19 protein-coding genes are annotated in these 17667 nt (G+C 69.8%); 4 read left to right on the top strand and 15 right to left on the bottom strand.

Going from position 1 to position 17667, the window contains the following annotated elements:
- Positions 1-18: 18 nt before the first annotated feature.
- The 4 genes from ACK4SC_RS10335 to ACK4SC_RS10320 are packed head-to-tail and all read right to left on the bottom strand — an operon-like array spanning position 19 to position 3775.
- Positions 19-1476 carry a PTS mannitol transporter subunit IICB gene (locus ACK4SC_RS10335; RefSeq protein ID WP_409617683.1) on the bottom strand — a complete coding sequence of 486 codons (1458 nt, stop codon included), beginning with the start codon at positions 1474-1476 and terminating at the stop codon, positions 19-21.
- 54 nt (positions 1477-1530) lie between these two features.
- Complete coding sequence (gene ptsP / locus ACK4SC_RS10330) at positions 1531-3192, bottom strand: phosphoenolpyruvate--protein phosphotransferase (protein ID WP_409617681.1); 1662 nt, start codon at positions 3190-3192, stop codon at positions 1531-1533.
- A complete protein-coding gene (locus ACK4SC_RS10325) occupies positions 3192-3455 on the bottom strand; it encodes an HPr family phosphocarrier protein (protein WP_409617679.1) in 264 nt (87 codons plus the stop codon). The genes ptsP and ACK4SC_RS10325 overlap by 1 nt, the downstream gene beginning before the upstream one ends.
- A gap of 2 nt (positions 3456-3457) precedes the next feature.
- Positions 3458-3775 (bottom strand): hypothetical protein, encoded by a 318-nt coding sequence (locus ACK4SC_RS10320; RefSeq protein ID WP_409617677.1) that lies wholly within the window; start codon positions 3773-3775, stop codon positions 3458-3460.
- Between the two features lie 171 nt (positions 3776-3946).
- On the opposite strand from ACK4SC_RS10320, the gene ACK4SC_RS10315 reads away from it, so the two are divergent.
- Positions 3947-5857, top strand: coding sequence for a BglG family transcription antiterminator (locus tag ACK4SC_RS10315; protein ID WP_409617676.1), 1911 nt, complete (start codon positions 3947-3949; stop codon positions 5855-5857).
- A gap of 13 nt (positions 5858-5870) precedes the next feature.
- Here the strand turns inward: ACK4SC_RS10315 and ACK4SC_RS10310 are convergent, their stop codons facing one another.
- From ACK4SC_RS10310 to ACK4SC_RS10300, 3 genes are all read right to left on the bottom strand, one after another.
- The gene (locus ACK4SC_RS10310) at positions 5871-6215 is read right to left on the bottom strand and encodes a hypothetical protein (protein ID WP_409617674.1); all 345 of its coding nucleotides are present in this window, start codon (positions 6213-6215) and stop codon (positions 5871-5873) included.
- Positions 6216-6334: 119 nt separating this feature from the next.
- Positions 6335-6802, bottom strand: coding sequence for a Fe-S cluster assembly sulfur transfer protein SufU (sufU, locus tag ACK4SC_RS10305; RefSeq protein WP_409617672.1), 468 nt, complete (start codon positions 6800-6802; stop codon positions 6335-6337).
- A complete protein-coding gene (locus ACK4SC_RS10300) occupies positions 6799-8130 on the bottom strand; it encodes a SufS family cysteine desulfurase (protein ID WP_409617670.1) in 1332 nt (443 codons plus the stop codon). The genes sufU and ACK4SC_RS10300 overlap by 4 nt, the downstream gene beginning before the upstream one ends.
- 65 nt (positions 8131-8195) lie before the next feature.
- On the opposite strand from ACK4SC_RS10300, the gene ACK4SC_RS10295 reads away from it, so the two are divergent.
- The 3 genes from ACK4SC_RS10295 to ACK4SC_RS10285 are packed head-to-tail and all read left to right on the top strand — an operon-like array spanning position 8196 to position 10544.
- Entirely contained in the window at positions 8196-8516 is a 321-nt protein-coding gene (locus tag ACK4SC_RS10295; RefSeq protein WP_409617668.1) for a hypothetical protein, read from the top strand.
- A gap of 14 nt (positions 8517-8530) precedes the next feature.
- A complete protein-coding gene (locus ACK4SC_RS10290; protein ID WP_409617667.1) occupies positions 8531-9802 on the top strand; it encodes an MFS transporter in 1272 nt (423 codons plus the stop codon).
- Positions 9789-10544 (top strand): MerR family transcriptional regulator, encoded by a 756-nt coding sequence (locus tag ACK4SC_RS10285; RefSeq protein ID WP_409617666.1) that lies wholly within the window; start codon positions 9789-9791, stop codon positions 10542-10544. Before ACK4SC_RS10290 ends, ACK4SC_RS10285 begins: the two co-directional genes overlap by 14 nt.
- A gap of 2 nt (positions 10545-10546) precedes the next feature.
- Here ACK4SC_RS10285 and ACK4SC_RS10280 read toward each other — a convergent pair whose 3' ends face one another.
- From ACK4SC_RS10280 to ACK4SC_RS10245, 8 genes are read right to left on the bottom strand one after another with little or no spacing between them, the layout of a single operon-like run.
- Positions 10547-11047 (bottom strand): Na+/H+ antiporter subunit E, encoded by a 501-nt coding sequence (locus tag ACK4SC_RS10280; RefSeq protein ID WP_130281186.1) that lies wholly within the window; start codon positions 11045-11047, stop codon positions 10547-10549.
- Positions 11047-12822: a complex I subunit 5 family protein gene (locus ACK4SC_RS10275; protein WP_409617664.1), complete on the bottom strand. Its 1776-nt coding sequence runs from the start codon at positions 12820-12822 to the stop codon at positions 11047-11049. The genes ACK4SC_RS10280 and ACK4SC_RS10275 overlap by 1 nt, the downstream gene beginning before the upstream one ends.
- Positions 12822-14357, bottom strand: a complete 1536-nt coding sequence (locus ACK4SC_RS10270) for a complex I subunit 5 family protein (protein ID WP_409617662.1) — start codon at positions 14355-14357, stop codon at positions 12822-12824. The genes ACK4SC_RS10275 and ACK4SC_RS10270 overlap by 1 nt, the downstream gene beginning before the upstream one ends.
- Positions 14354-15811, bottom strand: a complete 1458-nt coding sequence (locus ACK4SC_RS10265; protein ID WP_409617661.1) for a complex I subunit 5 family protein — start codon at positions 15809-15811, stop codon at positions 14354-14356. The genes ACK4SC_RS10270 and ACK4SC_RS10265 overlap by 4 nt, the downstream gene beginning before the upstream one ends.
- Positions 15811-16107 carry an NADH-quinone oxidoreductase subunit K gene (locus ACK4SC_RS10260; protein WP_409617659.1) on the bottom strand — a complete coding sequence of 99 codons (297 nt, stop codon included), beginning with the start codon at positions 16105-16107 and terminating at the stop codon, positions 15811-15813. The genes ACK4SC_RS10265 and ACK4SC_RS10260 overlap by 1 nt, the downstream gene beginning before the upstream one ends.
- A complete protein-coding gene (locus tag ACK4SC_RS10255) occupies positions 16104-17084 on the bottom strand; it encodes a hydrogenase subunit MbhD domain-containing protein (protein WP_409617657.1) in 981 nt (326 codons plus the stop codon). The genes ACK4SC_RS10260 and ACK4SC_RS10255 overlap by 4 nt, the downstream gene beginning before the upstream one ends.
- Complete coding sequence (locus ACK4SC_RS10250; RefSeq protein ID WP_096423310.1) at positions 17081-17404, bottom strand: cation:proton antiporter; 324 nt, start codon at positions 17402-17404, stop codon at positions 17081-17083. Before ACK4SC_RS10250 ends, ACK4SC_RS10255 begins: the two co-directional genes overlap by 4 nt.
- A complete protein-coding gene (locus tag ACK4SC_RS10245; RefSeq protein ID WP_409617655.1) occupies positions 17404-17667 on the bottom strand; it encodes a hypothetical protein in 264 nt (87 codons plus the stop codon). The genes ACK4SC_RS10250 and ACK4SC_RS10245 overlap by 1 nt, the downstream gene beginning before the upstream one ends.

The following is a 17667-nucleotide window of genomic DNA, read 5'->3' as shown; positions in this document are numbered from 1 at the left end:
GTGATGGTGTCAGCGATCTTACGAGTGCTGGCTCTTGACGAGGGCGACAACCTCGTCGTACTTCGGGCTCGCCATGAAGTTCTCAACCGAGACGTGCACGGCGTTCGGGGCCGCGTGGCGGGCGCGGTCCGTGAGGTCCTGGTGAGTGATCACCAGGTCGGCGGTTTCATCGAGGTTGGCGACGGCGACGTTCGTGACGGTCACGTCCGTCAGTCCCGCGTCGGCGAACTTCTTGCGCAGGATCGTGGCGCCCATCGCGCTCGAGCCCATGCCGGCGTCGCAGGCGAACACGACGTTGTGGATGTCGGTCGCCGTCGCGGTGCCCTGGCCGAGCAGCGCACCAACGCGCGACTCGCCGCCCTTGTTCTCGGCGTTCTGGGCAACCGACGCGCCGAAGCTGTCGCCGTTGGCCTCGAGCGCGGCGAGGTCCTTCTTGCGGCTGGCCCGCAGGATGAGGCTCGCGACGAGGAACGTCACCGTGGCCGACAACACCACCGAGAGGACAACACCGACGTAGCTGTCGTTCGCCGTCTGCAGCAGCACCGCGAAGATCGAGCCGGGCGAGGCGGGAGCGCGAAGCCCCGAGTCGAAGATGAGGTTCGTCGTGACACCAGTGGCACCGCCTGCGATCATCGCGACGATCAGGACGGGCTTCATCAGCACGTACGGGAAGTAGATCTCGTGGATACCACCCAGGAAGTGGATGATGATCGCGCCCGGAGCCGACGCACGGGCGATGCCGACGCCGAAGAGCGCGAAGGCGACGAGCAGACCGAGGCCCGGTCCGGGGTTCGCCTCAACGAGGAACAGCAGCGACTTGCCGTTCGCGGCCGCCTGCTCGATACCGAGCGGCGTGAGCACACCGTGGTTGATCGCGTTGTTCAGGAACAACACCTTGGCCGGCTCGACAAGGATGCTCGCGATGGGCAGCAGGCCGGTCAGAATGAGGAAGTCGACACCGGCGCCAAGGCCCGCGCTGAAGGCGCTCACGAGCGGCGCAATGCCGAAGAACGCACCGATGGCGAGGCCGAAGCCGAGGATTCCCGCCGAGAAGTTGTCGACGAGCATCTCGAAGCCAGCGCGGATCTTGCCGTCCCAGATCGAGTCGATCTTCTTCATGAGCCACGCGGCGAGGGGGCCCATGAGCATGGCGCCGATGAACATCGGCACCTCGCTACCGACGATGACACCCATCGTCGCGATCGTGCCGACGACGCCACCGCGAGTGCCGTAGACCATGCGACCGCCCATGTTGGCGATGAGCAACGGCAGCAAGTAGACGATCATCGGTCCGACGAGGGCGTCGGAGATGGTCGCGTTGGGGGTCCAGCCCGTGGGGATGAAGAAGGCGGTGATGAATCCCCAGGCGATGAAGGCCGCAATGTTCGGCATGATCATGCCGCTGAGGAAGGTACCGAACCGCTGGATGCGCACGCGCGCGCCCGAGCGGGCCGGAGGGGCTGACGTCGTCGTCATGAGTGTCTCCTTATATGAGGGGTGGATGGTGCGGGATGAGGGGTCGGACGGGGGCTAGGGGCGAGCGGTCGTGACCGCCGCGCGGGCGGCCTCGGCACTCGGCGCGGCGAGCGCGAGCGCGGCGAGGCGCTTGGCGTCGTCGAGCGTGTGCTGCGCCAGTTCGGCGCGCACGTCGGCGATGGAGGTGGAGGACATCGAAAGCGTGGTGGCACCCAACCCGACGAGCACGACGGCGAGCAGGGGATCGGCTGCGGCCTCACCACAGATGCCGACCGGCACACCGTTGTCAGCGCCGGCACGACCCACCGCCTCGATAAGGCGCAGGACGGCCGGATGCCACGGGTCTTGCAGGTGGGCGACCGTGCCGAGGAGCCGGTCGGCGGCAAACACGTACTGGGTGAGGTCGTTCGTGCCGATCGAGACGAAGTCGGCGTGCGGCACGAGGTGGTCGGCGAGGATCGCGGCGCTCGGCACCTCGACCATGACGCCGGCGGTGGGCACACCGAGCTCGTGGGCGAGAGCGCGGAAGTACGCCGCTTCCTCCGGCGTCGAGACCATGGGCGCCATGACCCGCACGTGGGCGTCGCTCGCCGCAGCCGCTGTCGCCAGCGCGGTCAGCTGATCGCGCAGCACCTCTTCGTGCGCCTGCAGCGCGCGCAGTCCACGCCGCCCGAGCGCAGGGTTCTCTTCGCCCTGGTCGGTGAGGAAGGCGAGCGGCTTGTCGGCCCCGGCGTCGAGCACGCGCACGACAACCTTCTGGCCGGGGAACTCGGCGAAGACCGCGCGGTACGTCTCGGCCTGCTCGTCAACGCTGGGGGCCTTCTCGGCGCCGAGGAACAGCACCTCCGTGCGGAACAGGCCGACGCCTTCGGCACCGCGGGCGGCCGCTTCCCTGGCGGAGTCGACTGAGCCAATGTTGGCCAGCAGCGGAACGGCGTGGCCGTCGGCCAGGCGCCCCGGGCCGGTGCTGGCCGCGCGGATCGCGGCGAGCGCCGCCGTGCGCTGCAGCGCGAGGGTGACTCGCTCGTCATCGGGGTCTCGTTCGACCGTGCCGGTTTCGGCATCGACGAGCACCAGGTCGCCGTCGACGAGCGCGGCCGCACCCGTCGCCCCGACGACGGCGGTGATGCCCTTCTCGCGGGCGAGGATCGCGGTGTGCGAGGTCGGCCCGCCGTCGGTCGTGACGAGAGCGAGCACACTGTCGAGGTCAAGGGTTGCCGTGTCGGCGGGAGCGAGATCGCGGGCGACCAGGATGAACGGGGCGTCCGACTGCGGAACACCCGGCTCTGGCAGACCCATGAGGTGCGCGATGGCGCGACGGGCGACGTCGTCGAGGTCGCCGGCGCGCTCACCGAGGTAGCCACCCATGGCCGCAAGCACGTCGCGGAAGGACGCCATGGCCGCGTGAATCGCGTACTCCGCGGTCGAGCCGTCAGTGATGCGGTGCGTGACGTCGGCGGCGAGAGCAGGGTCATCGGCCATCATCGCGAGCGCGTCGAGGACCTCGGCCGCCGTGCCGCCGGCCGCCTGACCGCGCGCCCGCAGCTGGGCGGCGGTGGCGGCAAGCGCCTCCGTCGCGCGGGCCTGTTCGTCGTCCGCGGAGCGCTCCCGGCGGGTGTCGGCAGGGTCAGGCACGGGGTCGGGCATCCGCAGCACCGGGCCGACGGCGGTACCGCGCCCGATGCCGACGCCGCGGATCAGTTCGGTGGTGGCCATCAGGCGTCGTGATCCGTCGAGAGAAAGTCGACCAGTGCATCCAGCGTGTCGTTGGCATTGTCACCCTCGACCGCAACGGTGACCTCATCCCCGTACTCGATTCCGAGCGATACAACACCGAGGATGCTCGCCGCGTTGACCGACCGCTCCCCCTTGGTCAGCTGCACCTGCTGGCCCGAGTCGGTCACCGTCTTGACGAACAGGGCCGCGGGCCGAGCGTGCAGTCCGTTCGCGGAGGCGACAGCGAGAGTACGTTCGGCCATGGTCAGGGTCCTTCCAATGCGGCGGTGGTGTCGACGCGCTGCAGAATTTCGCGCGTCGCTTCAGTGATGACGGCCCCCCGGTCATCAGTGGTCAGCAGCACAATCGGGGTGGCCGTTGCGGTGCGCAGCTCATCGCAAGCGCCCCGCAGGTGGTGAGCCACCAGCAGCAGTTCGACGTCGGCGACGACGGCCCGGTCGGCCGACATCGGCTCGAGCTCGACCGCGGTGAGCCCGGCGTCGACGATCGCGGCGCGCAGAGCGTGAGCGAGGAACGTGCTCGACACCCCCGCTGCGCACACGAGGCCAACGCGATAGGTCACGGTCGCCTCCTTGCGAGTCATGCGGGCGGTGCGGGTGGTGGCAGGCGCGAGGCGGGCTGCTTCACGTGGTACTTATCGTGCGGAATCACCACCCACACCCGCCAACAGACGTCTTTCCTCCCCTGCGGAAATCGTGTGGCCGCGGCGCTGATCACCTACAGTGAACGCACGATGGCGGACAAGTACGAGCGCATGCTCGAGCTCCTGGCGCAGGCCGACGACTGGGTGACGGCGGCCGAGCTCGCCGACGACCTCGGCGTCACGACGCGCTCGGTTCGCAGCTACGTAGCCGCCGCGAAGACCGCCGCCCAGCCGCTGCCGATCGTTATCGCGTCCACGGCCGGGTATCGCCTCAATCGAGAGGCGTACGGCGAGTTTCTCGATCGGGCCCGCACGCGCGGCGATATCGCGGGCACGCCGCAAGAGCGCGTTCACCACCTGGTGCGCCGCCTCACCGAGCTCGATGCCGGCATCGACGTCTACGCTCTCGCCGACACGCTGTTCGTCAGCGAGTCGACGCTCGAAGCTGACCTGCGCAAGGTGAAGTCCATCGCCGACGACGCCGGCGCCACGCTCGAACGCTCGGGCAGCCGAGTGCGACTGGTTGGTACCGAGGGCTCGCGCCGCCGCCTGCTGAGCCGCCTGTTGCAGGCCGAGAGTTCACGGGGGGTCATCGACCTCGAGGCTCTGGAAAACGAGTTCGGTCTTGCTGGGCTCAGCGAGTTCAAGTCCGAACTCATGCAAGCGCTCGAGGCGGAGGGGTTCTTCGTCAACGAGTACGGCGTCGATGCGGTCCTCCTCCACATCGCGATCGCGGTCGATCGGGCGCGACGCGACCAGCATCTGTCCGATGCGAACGTGCATCCCGACCCGCAGCACACTGCTGTCGTCGACGTGTTGCGGCGCCTGACCGACGCGCACTACGACATCGTGTTGAACGCGGCCGACCTCGAGTACCTGGCCCGCCTGCTCGTGACGCGAGTGGTGGCCCCCGGTAACCGCGCTGCCGAAACGCCCGCCATCGATCCGGATGATCGGGCGACGGTCGACCGCATCGTCGCGCAAGTGCTCGACGAGTACTCGGTCGATTTCCGCGACGACGCATTCATGACCCGCTTCGCGATCCATCTCGGCAACCTCGTGGCGCGTGCCCGCGACAACGCCAGGAGCCGCAACCCCCTCACGCGCTCGATCAAGAGCTCGTACCCGCTGATTTTCGACATCGCCGTGTTCATCGCCTCGATCGTGCAGCGCGAACGCGACATCACCGTCGACGACGACGAGATCTCGTACATCGCCCTGCACCTCGGCTCGCACCTGGAGCGTGTGTCGCGGCGCGAACAGCGGGTGACGTGCTCGATCCTCTGCCCGAGCTACTACGACCTGCACCAGATTCTGCGCACGAAGGTCGAAGTTGAGCTCGGCGACCAGCTCACGATCGAGTACGTGGTGACCCGCTCCGATGTCGATCCGCGCGACCTGGCGAGCGAGCTGGTCATCACAACCGTGCCGACCGGCGCCGTGCGCGAGGGCGTTGTCGTGGTGCAGCCCTTCCTCACCGATGACGACATCGACGCGATTCGCCAGGCCGCCTCGCGGGCGCGGCGCCAGCGTCGCCGAGCAGGAATCGCCGACGAACTTCTCGAGTACTTCGACGAGCGTCTCTTCTTCGCCACCCCGCCCGGCGACGACCCCGAGTCGATCATCCGCGGCCTGGGGGCGGCGCTCGTCGAGGTGGGAGCGGCCGACCCGGCGTACGTCGAGGGCGCCCTGGAGCGCGAGCGTATGTCGTCAACGGCATTTACCGAAACGCTGGCCGTGCCGCACGCCATGGGCCTCACCGCCCAGCGCACGGCCATCGCCATCGCGCTGTGCCCGACGCCCGTCACGTGGGGGGATGCGCGGGTGTCCGTCGTCGCCTTCATCGCCTTCAGCCCCGACGGCCGCGCCCGCTTCCAGCCGCTGTTCGACCAGTTCGTGAACGTCTTCGCCGCGCGTCGAGACGTCGCGGGACTCGCGCGCGACAGCGGCGACTTCGCGGGGTTCATCGCCCACCTGGCCCGACTCATCGACGAGTCGTGATCACGGCTAGCGCTCAGCAGTAGGTCTTCACTACGCGCCAACGACGCGGATCACCCGTGTCGCGAATGTCGAACACGCGAGTTTCGCCGTGCTCGCCGGTCGCTTGGAAGCGCCACCCCACGCACTCGCTCGGGGCGAGATCGAGGTCGTCGCCCGCTGGATCGACGCGCCACCACCACGACACCGGCGCGGTGATCACCGTTGGCCGGTCGGTGACGCGCCACCGGTGCCCCTGCCAGATCAACCGCAGCGGGCGACCGGCGTCATCGGACCACACGACAGCGTCGACGTCGGGCGTCGGCTGGCGCCCACGGTCAGGCGCATGCTCTGTTGCTGTGGCGCGAATGGCAGACGCCATACGCCTCACCTCCGGCACGGGTCAGGCTGACGCGGTGCCGCGACACGCGACCCGCATTCGAACGTGTGTTCGAATGCTCGATAGTATGCCGGGTCGCCCCGACACGCCAAGAGCCGGGTTCAGCCCTCGGCAGCCCGGCGCGTCAGCAGGTCTTCGGCGGCGACCCACGCGAGCATGGCGCACTTGACGCGCGCGACGAACTTCGAAACGCCACTCAGGGCGGCGGCGTCACCGAAGCGCTCTTCGTCGAGCGGGATCTGCCCACGCGAGCGCAGCGCCTCGCGGAACTCGTCGATGAAGGCCTGCAGGTCGTCGGGGGTCCAGGCGTTTCCTGCATCGGCGTCTTCGGCGGCGAGCGTCGCGAACAGTGACGCGCTCGCCTGCGAGATCGAGCATCCCGACCCCTCCCAGGCGACCTCCTCGACACGCGTGCCGTCAGCGTTCCAGCGGAGGGCGAGGGTCACCTCGTCGCCACAGACCGGGTTGCGCTGGTGGCTCGTCACATCGCCCTCGGCGAGCCCGTAGCCGTGCGGCGACTTCGAGTGATCCATGATGATCTGCTGGTACAGCTGCTCGAGTCCGCTCATGCGTTCTCTCCTGTCAATCCGAAGAAGTCGCGAACGCCCGCGATGGCGGCGACCGCCTGGTCGATCTCGTCGGCCGTGGTGTGCACGCCAGCGCTCACCCGCAGGCTGGCCGTCGCGCCGAGGCGACGGTGCAGCGGCTGCGCACAGTGGTGACCGACGCGCGCGGCAATGCCCACGTTGTCGAGAATCTGACCGGCATCGTGCGCGTGCACCCCGTCGACGACGACGCTCGCGAGCGCGACCCGGGGCGCGTCGATGTCGGCGCCGAGCACGCGGATACCCGGCACCTCAGCGAGCCCGTCGAGCAAGCGTGCGCCCAGCTCATGCTCGGTCGCGGCGATACGGTCGAAACCCAACTCGTCGACAAAGCGGATCGCCTCGGCCAGCCCGATCGCCTGTGCGATGCGCGGCGTGCCGGGCTCGAAGCGCTGCGGAGATGGTAGGTACTCGGCACCCTCCATCGTCACGGTCGTGATCATCGATCCACCCGTGAGGAAGGGCGGCAGCGCGTCGAGCAGCTCGGCGCGACCGTAGAGCACGCCGATACCGGTCGGGCCGTAGAGCTTGTGCCCGCTGAATACCGCGACGTCGACGTCGAGCTCGCGTGGCCGCAGGGGTAGGTGCGGCGCCGACTGGCAGGCATCGAGCACGACGAGCGCCCCGACGGCGCGCGCGAGCGGCACGAGTCGGTCGAGCGGCGAGTGCGCTCCGGTGACGTTCGACACGTGGCTGACGGCGAGGATGCGCGTGCGCGCCCCGATCACGCCCGTCGCCGCATCGACGTCGATCGCCCCGTTGTCGTCGACGGGGACAAACCGCAGCGTGGCCCCGGTGCGGGCGGCGAGTTCTTGCCACGGGATGAGGTTCGCGTGGTGCTCGAGCTCGGTGACGACGATCTCGTCACCCTCGCGGAGTGCATACGGCGCGGCTGCCGCTCCCCCGCGACCGAGGCTCGCGTTCCCGATCGCGTACGCGATCAGGTTGAGCCCCTCGGTGGCGTTGGAGGTGAACACGACCTCGTTGTCATCGACCGCGAGGAAACGCGCGACGGTGCCCCGAGCATCCTCGTAGAGCTCGGTCGCCTCGCCGGCGAGCGTGTGGGCGCCGCGGTGCACGGCGGCGTTCGCCTCGCGATAGAAGGTGGCTTCCGCCTCTATGACCCGGGTCGGCTTCTGCGCGGTCGCCGCCGAGTCGAGGTAGACGAGGGGATGCCCGTAAACATCGCGGCGCAGAATCGGAAACTGCGCGCGAATGTGCTCCAGCTCAGCGGAGGAGAACGGGGCGGCCTCGGTCACCCCTCCAGCGTAGGGGGCAGGGCTGAGGGTCATGCTGGGGTAACACCCGGGCCGCCACGGATGTTCCGCCGATCGCACGCGCGTGGCACAGTGACAGGGTGAGCACTGTCGAGCTGCCGACCCGACTGCCGCGCTGGCTGCTCGTGCGTCGGGGGAAGTCGTTGCCCGTCGAGCGCATGCGGCTGCGCCTCGCGGCCTACGTATACGGCGGAATCCTGGTGCTCGGGGCGATCGCCGTGGCGAACGGCGAGACGACGCCGACGATCGTGCTGCTGCTACCCACCGTGACCTCGCTCCCCACTGAGGCCGCGCAGCTCGTCGCGGGCGGCTGGATCGCCCTGCAATTCTCGTTCCTCGGCGTCGATGTCGCCCGCCTCAGCGGCCGCCGGCCGACGCTTGACCCCGACGTAACGTCATAGTTTCAGATGGGGGCATGCGACTCATCCCCACTGCGTATCTCGCGTCATACTTCCTGTCGACGCTCGGCAACTCGATCGCCGCCATCGCCCTCCCCCTCATCGTCCTGCTGACAACGGGAAGCGCGTTGGGCGCGGGAACCGTCGCCGCGGCGACAGCGCTTCCCGCCGTGGTTGCGGGGCTGCTCATGGGCGTCGTGATCGACCGGATCAACCGGCGAACGTCCTCCGTCGTCACCGACCTCGTCTCGGCGGCGGCGATGGCGGCGCTGCCCATCGTCGACGCGATCACCGGACTCACGATCGGCTGGTTCGTCCTGTTCGGCATTCTCGGCTCGATCGGCGACGTGCCGGGGATCACCGCGCGCGAAGCACTCGTTCCCGCGATCGTGCGGCACGGTGCGATGAGCGCCGAGCGGCTCATCGGCCTGCGTGAAATGCTCGGCTCGGTCGCCTTCCTGATCGGGCCGGCCCTTGCGGGCCTGTTGGTGACGCTCCTCGACGGCACGACCGTGTTGTGGGTGACGGCCGGCACGTCGTTCCTCGCGGCGATGGTGACGCTCGTGATGCCGCATCGGATCGGACGAATCAAGCCCCATGCATCCGTCGCCCTCTCGAGCTCGCTCCCGACGCCCCCGCCGACGCCGTCGGCCTGGCGCGACCTGAAAGAGGGATGGCGGGCACTTGCCCGGGATCGCTTCCTCGTGACGGTCACCGTCTTCAGCGTGATCGTGGCGATGGTGCTCGCCGCGTTCCAGGGCCTGATTCTGCCGGTCTACGTCACGCTTCAGGACCAGGCCGGGATGCTCGGGCTGATCCTCTCCGCCCTCGCGGGTGGCCTCCTCATCGGCGCGGGCCTGTTCGCCGCCGTCGGCACGCCGGGCCACCGACGAGCGTGGTTCATGGGCGGACTGCTGCTCGCGACCGCGGGCTTCTTCGCCATGGCCTCGCTGCCATCGGTGCTGATCGTCATCGGTGCCGCCGCACTGGTCGGCGCGGGTGGCGGAATCCTCAACACGATCATCGGGGTCGTGCTCATCGAGCGCATTCCCGAAAGCATGCGCGGCCGCATCTTGAGTACGCAGAATGCCGCACTCACGGTGGCGGCACCGGCAGGCATCATGGCCGCGGCGTTGCTCGTCGAGTACGCCACGCTCGAGATCGCGTCGTGGTCGATCGCCTCCCTCTGGCTCATTGCCCTCGCTGTCTCGCTGGTCTCGCGATCACTCCGTAGTCTGAACTCGTCGACGCCCCCTGCCGATGAGGATCCGACCGATGCGCAGCAGTGACCTCGCCCACCTCGCCGGCGTCACGGTGCGCACCCTGCGGCATTACCACCAGCTCGGCCTCCTCGACGAGCCTCCGCGGACGCCCAACGGATACCGCGAATATTCGGTGCACCACCTGGTGCGCGTGCTGCGTATCGTCCGACTCGCGTCGCTCGGTTTCCGCCTGGGCGAACTGGCGCCGATGCTCGACCGCGACGGCAAGGACACGGCAGAGGTGCTCGAGCGGCTCGACGATGAGACGGCCCGGGAGATCGAGCGCCTAACCGAGCGTCGAGCGCTGATCGCACAGCTCATGGCGTGGAACGCCGCGCCCGACTTGCCCGATGCCTTCGCGCCGCACATCGCGCTCTTCGCCGCACGACTCGGCGACTCTACGCTGGCCCGCGTTGACCGCGAGCAGGCGATCCTGATCGGCCACCTGGCGAGCCCCGAGGTGCTCGACGAGTTGGCGGGGTTGTACGCGCGCTTCTCGGAACCCGCGCTGCTCGAGACGTCACTCACGCTCACCCGCCGCCTCGCCGACCTCGACGCGGATGCTCCGGATAGCGTCGTCGAGGCGATCGTCGCCGACATGGTGGCGACGTACGGAGACGTCATCAGAGCTCTTCGAGACGACGAGGTGTCGTTCGACCCGCGAGCAGTTGCCCTGTTGGCGGAGTACTCGAATGACTCCCTGAACGAAGCGCAGCGTCGGGTGGTGGAACGGGTGGAAGCCGCGCTCGACACGGCATCCCCCGCCTGACATCACGCCATCGCGCGTTCGATGGCCGCGATGCGGGTTTCGAGCGCCGTCACCGCCGCGTCCACATCGAGCTCATTCGTAATGACGTGAATCTCGAGCTCGTCCCCGTCGATGCGCGCGCTGAGCGTTCCCGGGGCGAGGTTGATGGCGAGGGCCAGGGTCACGCGCCCCGCCGCGGTCCCGAGGGTGGTGCGCCGGGTCACCCATGCGGGGTCCACGTCGGGGCGCGGCAGCCACAACGCCCGGCGCGCGACGTCACCGCCGCCCAGGATCGCGCTGCGGGCGATCCAGCCGACGAAACGCAGGCTCGCGGCCGTCGCCGCGACGCCCCGAGAGAGTCGCAGCGAGCCTCCCCGCGCGGGCATCCCGGTCACGAGGTACGTAGCGGCAACCCCCACGGGCACGGCCGCGAGCGCGTAGACGATTGCCGAGGGGCGCAGTTCCGTCACAGCGAACCACGCCGCCGCGATGACAATCGTGCGAAAGATCACCGAGACCACCATCAGCCGCCCCCTCCCGCCAGCACCACGAATAGGAGGGCGCCGGCCAGGGCTGCGACCGCAAGCGCACCCGACACCACCCAGGTTCCCAGCCGCGCCTGAACGCCGCTGACCGTCGGCATCGGCGACGGCCCCCGCCGCACGCGCTCCACGAGCGCGTCGCGCGTCGCCCCCAGAACACCGGATGCCCGGATCACGCCCCGCATCGTGCCGCCGGCAGCCCGCTCAAGCAGCACCACGACGTCGCCCTCGGGCACGATGTCTCCGCGCGGATGCAGCAGGCGAGCATCCCGGAATCGTGGCCGACGCGCGAGCGCGGCCGCGGCCAGCGCGAGGGCGATGCCGAGCAGGAACGGCCACGACTGGTCGACGACGGGGCCGGGCGAGAACCAGCCGGGCACGGTGAGCGGGGGTGCGAACCCGGTCGCGAGCCACCACACGGGGGCGGCCGCGGCGAGCGCCAGCACCGCCCAGGCCGCGGTGCTGATCGGTTTTCCGGCGGTGCGGCGGCGCGTTCGGCGGCTCATGGCGATGGCGAATCGGGCGAGCAGCACGGTTGACCCGACGGCAAACCACGGGAGGATGTCGGCGAGCGCGACCACCGGAAGGCCGGGCAATGCGACGTCTCCGAGCGACTCTTTCGACACGTACTTGGCGATGAAGCCCGCCGTCAGCGGCGCTCCGGCAAGGCCCAGCGCGGCCACGGTCTGGGGCACGACGACAGCCCACGTGGGGGCGCGGCTGAGATCCCACACCTGGATGCTGAAGAACAGCGCGCCCTTGATCAGCCCGTGGGCGACGCTGTAGACGACGGCAGCGGCGATGGCCGCGGGCGCGATCGCCGGCTCGAGCAGTGCCGCACCGATGAGCGCGGTAATGAAGCCCATCTGGCCGATGCTGCTGTACGCGAGAATCACCTTCGGGTTGTCGTGCAGCACGCCGACGACGGCAGCGAGCAGCCCCCCGACGAGGGCGAGCGTGACGAGCAGACCGCCCCAGAGCGGTTCGGCGGCCCCCTCGCCGAGCGGCAAAAAGCGCAGCAGGCCGATGATTCCCGCTTTGAGCATCACACCCGACAGCACGGCGCTGGCCGGGCTCGGCGCGGCGGGGTGGGCAAGGGGCAACCACACGTGCAGCGGAATCATGCCGGCCTTCACCCCGAAGCCGATGATGAGCAGCGCCACGATGACGTCTCGAGCGTCTGATGCGGCGACCGCCGCAGGCACGCTGATAACGTCGGTGACGCCCTCGGACGCGATGAGCAGGAATGCGCCCAGCACGGCCGACTCCCCAAACACCGTCATCACGAGGTACACCGCGCCGGCCCGGCGCGCCGAGGTCGTGCGGTCGTGCACGACGATCGCGTAGCCGAGGAAGCTCATGGCGGCGAACACGAGGTAGAACGTGACGAGGTTCGCCGCAACGAAGACCCCCACGTTCGCGGTGAAGCACAGCAGCAGGAAGCCGTTCAGCCCGGCGGGGCGCTCGGAGATGGACCGTGGCACGAACGCCAGCGCGATGCCGTACAGGATGACCGCGAGCAGCACGAGCGGGCGCCCCACCTCATCGAGGCGGATCGCGGTGCCGAACAGCATCCAGTCGACCGTTTTCAGCGCGCCGTCGTCGAGGCTCGCGACGATGCCCGTCGGCACGACCGCGAGCCACGCGTACTGCACGACGAGCTCGCGGGCGCGGGCACGCGCCTCGCCCGCCCCGAGACTCAGCGCGGCGATCGTCGCCGCCACCAGAAGCGGGACGACGAAGGAGAGAGTCCACATCACGGCCATGCTCCCTCCCCCACGATCTGCGCGAGAACCCAGGGCGAGTAGCCCCAGCCGGCGGCGACGCCAAACAGGATGACGAAGAGCGCGGTCGCGACCGCGGGCAGCAGGAGGCTCGCGGGCGCCTCCCAGCCCGAACGCCGGGCGGGTACCGGGAACGTGCCCTCATCGCTGCCCTCCGACTCTGATCGCGGCGACGTCCAGATGGTCGCGATGATCGGCAGGAAGTAGGCGGCATTCAACACCGTGCTGGTCAGCAGCACGGCGATCACCCACGGCTGGCCCGCGTCGAGCCCACCGAGCCCGAGCGCCCACTTCGAGATGAAGCCGGCGAACGGCGGCAGCCCGATCATGCCGAGCGCGGCGATGGTGAAAGCGGCGCTCGTGACGGGCATCCGTCGGCCGACCCCGGCGAGCTGGCTGACCTTTGACAGCTTGAGCTCTTCGGCGAACAGGCCGGCGCAGAAGAACAGCGTGATCTTCATGAAGCCCTGGTTGACCATGTGCACGATCGCCCCGGCGGTGGCGATCGGCGACAGCAGCGCCGCGCCGAGCGCGATGTACGACACCTGCGACACCGTCGAATATGCGAGGCGCTTCTTCAAGTCGTCCTGCGCGAGCGCGCGGACGGACCCGTAGACGATCGTGACGGAGGCGACGACGGCGAGCGCCTGCAGCATCCCGAGCTCGGCGAACAGGGCCAGGCCGAAAACGTCCTCGACGATGCGGATGATTCCGAAGGCGCCAGCCTTCACCACGGCCACCGCGTGCAGCAGGGCGCTCACCGGCGCTGGGGCCACCATGGCAATCGGCAGCCAGCCGTGCAGCGGGAACAACGCGGCCTTCACGCCGACGCCGAGCAACAACACTGCGCCGATTACCGTCGCCGTGAGCGGGTCACGGGCGGCGAATTCCGCCACCTCGGGGATACCGCCGGCACGGAACTCGACCGGCCCGACCTCGACGGTCAGCCAGGCGACGCCGAGCAGCAGGGCGACGCCGCCGCCGAGCGTGTACGCGAGGTAGATGCGGGCACCGCGCAGTGCCGCCCGCGTTCCGCGGTGAGCCACCAGCGGGTACGTGACGAGCGTCAACAGCTCGAAGAAAATCAGGAAGGTGAGCAGGTTGCCGGCCAGGGCGATACCGACCGTGGCCGTGACGCACAGGCTGAAGAAGCCGAAGAACCGGCTGCGGTTGGGTGAGCCCTCCAGGTAGCCGACGGCGTAGATCGTCGTCGCCAACCACAGGCCCGCCGAGAGCGCGACGAAGAACAGCGAGAACGTGTCGGTCACGAAGACGATGTCGAGCCCGGGAATCCACGTGAACTCGGCGCGCAGCTCCTCGCCCGCCACGACGCGCGGGATCAGCACGATCACGAGCAAGACCTTCGCGATCGCTCCAGCGAGGTTCAGGGTGGTGCGCAGCACCGTCTGCTTCTCGCGCAGCGCAAAGATCAGCAGCGCCGGCACGAGCGACGTCAGCAGAAGCACAACCGGCAGCGCGCTCATCACGGTGACCGTGTCATCGTTCATGCGCCACCCCCCATCGGCGCAGCACTCAGAACATCAATGAGCAGCCACGGAATGAGACCGAGCACCACCGAGAGGGCGGCGAGCGCCAGCGGCACGATGGCCACGGTGCGCGCGGGCCGGGTGAGCTCGCGGGCGCCCGAGAAGTCGCCGGGCGGGTTGAAGGTGGCTCGCAGCATGCGCGCCGTGTAGGCGAAAGTCAGCAGCCCGCCGCCGAGTAGCAGGGCCAGCCACCACCAGGCGCCCGCGTCGAGCGAGGCCTGCACGAGCATCCATTTGCCGACGAAGCCGAGCGTGGGCGGAAGCCCCGCGAGGCTGACGCCGGCGAGCCCAATCGCGGCGACCGTCCACGGCATGCGGCTGATCGTGCCCTCGAGCCCGTCGAGCCGACTCGTGCCGGCCGCGGTAGCGAGCGCTCCGGCGGCGAGGAACATGGCGGCCTTCGCGACGCCGTGAGCCAGAGTGATCAGAATGCCGCCGATCCAGGCCACCTGCGGGTCGCTCGCGGTGAACACGAGCGGCACCAGCAGCACCATGTACCCGACTTGGGCGACCGTTGAATAGGCGATGATCGACTTCAGGCGGTCGCGTCGCAGCGCGAGCACCCCGCCCCACAGCACGGCGGCGGCGCCCGCGACGCCCACGGCGGTCGCGAGCGGCGCGGCGAGGTCGGTGAGCGGGCCGAAGTACTCGACGATGCGCCAAAGAATCACGATCGAGGCCTTGATCACAAGCGCCGAGAGCAGGGCACTGACCGCCGTCGGGGCAGCGGGATGGGCGGCCGGCAGCCACGAGTGCAACGGGAACAGCGCCGTCTTCGCGGCCATGCCGACCACGGTGAGGGCGATGATCGCCCCGACGATCACGGTGTCGTCGGCGCGCTCGGCGGCCCGCGCCAGGTCAACGGTGCCGGTGTGTCCGTACGTGAGGGCGACCGCGAGCAAGAAGAACAGCGAGCCGGTCACGGCAACGAAGAGGTAGCGCAGGGCGGCTGCGGCCGATCGCGCTCCCCCCAGGGCGACAAGCGCGACGGATGCGATGGTCAACAGCTCCAACAGCACGAAGGCGGTGAACACGTCGCGCGCGACAAAGACGCCGTTGACGGCCGCGGCCGCCGCACCAACGAGCGGCCAGAACGCGTGCCCTCCCCCGAAGTGGTCGTCGGCGGCGGCAACGAGCGCAGCAGCCAGCACCGCGATTGCCGACAGGCCGATCATGACGACCGAGAGCCCGTCCGCGGCGAGAAGGATTCCGACGGGCGGCGCCCAGCCAGCCACCTCCAGCCGCACGGGGCCCGCGTCGAGCACGGCGATGCCCAGCAACACGGCGACCATCAGCGTGGCGGCGGCCGCGATGACCGTCAGCGTCGCCGCCGCTCGCCGAGGCAGCACGGCCGACAGCGCGCCGACCGCGAGGGGCAGAAAGACGGGCGCGAGCACGAGGGCTGCGGCCGACATCACTGCTCGACCTCCTCGAGGTCGTCGTCGAGCTGCTCGACCCGTCGCGCCAGCACGATGGCGATGCCCGTGACGGCCGCCATGACGACGATGCCCGTGAGCACGAGGGCTTGCGGCACGGGGTCGGGCTCGCCGTCGCCGCGATCGGCGAGCGCCAACAACAGCAGCATGACGCCCCCAGAGGCGACGTTGAGGGCGATCAGGCGGCGAATCAGGTCGCGTACCAGCAGGGTCGCGGCAACCCCCACCACGAGGATGAACGCACCGGCATACATAAACAGCTGCAGGGTGGTCACGCGGCACCCCCCAGGGCTGGGGCGGCTGCCGCGCTGTCGGCGGCCGCCGCATCGTCGCGCGAGCCGGCGGCCAGGAAGAGCATGGCGAGCGCGACCCCGATGCTGACGGTGAGCACGGTCTCGATGGAGAGAATGGCCGCGAACGCCCAGCTGAGGTCGAGCGCGAGCCACGTTCCCGTCACCGCGAGCCCGATGCCGCCGAGCAGGATGAACGCCAGCAGGCCCGCCACGACGAGCACGAGCGCGCGCCCTCCGGCCGCGCGGGCGGCGCGCACCCCGCACAGGTGGGCGATGATGAGCGCGGCACCGAGCACGGCACCGGCCTGGAAGGCTCCGCCGGGCTCACTGGTTCCGGCCACGAGCAGCCAGGCGGCGAGCAGCACGAGAGCCGGCACGATGATGACGGCGATGACGCGCCGTACCGGGCCCGGGTCGGTCACGGTGCGGATGCGGTCACGCGACAGCGCCGCAGCACCCACCGCGGCGAACACGACGACCGCGATCTCGAGCAGCGTGTCGAGGTTGCGGAAGTTCAACAGCACCGCGGTGATGGGGTGGCTCACGCCGCTGCGCTCGACGGCCTCCAGGGCGAGCGGCCCGAGGTCGGCGGGCTCCGCCGTGAGACGCGACAGCACGGTCGCCAGGGCGGCGAACGTCACCGCACCGAGCGCGGCGCCGACCGCCGTGATCGCCACCGCGCGACGATGGTCGCGCTTCGGCTGCGCGGGCTGTCGCCGGTGAAGTGCATCGACCAGCAGCGCCCCCGCCACCCCACCGCCGAGCGCCGCCTCGGCGATCGCCACGTCGGGCGCGGCGACACGTGCCCACAGCAGCGCGAGCAGCAGGCCGAAGACGAGGAAGGCGATGGTCGCGCCGACCCGGCGAGGAATCGCGATGGCGAGTATCGCGGTGACGGCGACGGCCGCCACGACGAGCACGTCGAGCACGTCGACGTCGGAGAAGGCGATGACCGTCACGGCTCCTCCTCCGTCTCTACCTCGGCCCGCCGCCTGCTGCCCGCCATGAGGTAGGCGTTCGCGGCGGTGCCGATGAGGGCGAGAATCCAGATGAGGGCCAGCTTCGCCACCACGCCGACCGCTGCCCATCCCGGTTCGGTGATGAGAAGGTGCAGGGCGAGCGCGGTGGCGATGAGTCCGAGGCCGAGGACGTCGGCCTTCGACACCGCGTGCAAGCGGCTCGCGAGGTCGGGGAAGCGCAGCAGCCCCACCGTGCCCGCGACAACGAAGAAGACACCCGCCGCGAGCAGGGTGATGACGAGCACGTCGACGATGACCATCAGCGCACCGACCGCCGAGTGAACACGACCGCGACGATGGTGGCCAGGCCGACGACGACGATCGCGATGTCACGCAGGGCCGGCAGGTCGGCGATCGCCGCGAGCACGATGAACAGGGCGGCACCGCCCGCGCCCAACAGCACGAACGCGGTGAGCCGGTCTTCGATCGTCGGGCCCGCAACGGCGCGCCACAGCCCCGCCAGGATGCAGGCAAACAGGGCGAAGGCCGCCACGATCAGGGCGACACTGACCGCGGCGCTCAC

The sequence above is a fragment of the Microcella sp. genome, assembly GCF_046293215.1.
Taxonomy (GTDB): Bacteria; Actinomycetota; Actinomycetes; order Actinomycetales; family Microbacteriaceae; genus Microcella.
The sequence above is the reverse complement of the archived record's forward strand: the minus strand, read 5'-3'. Positions and strand labels throughout refer to the sequence as shown.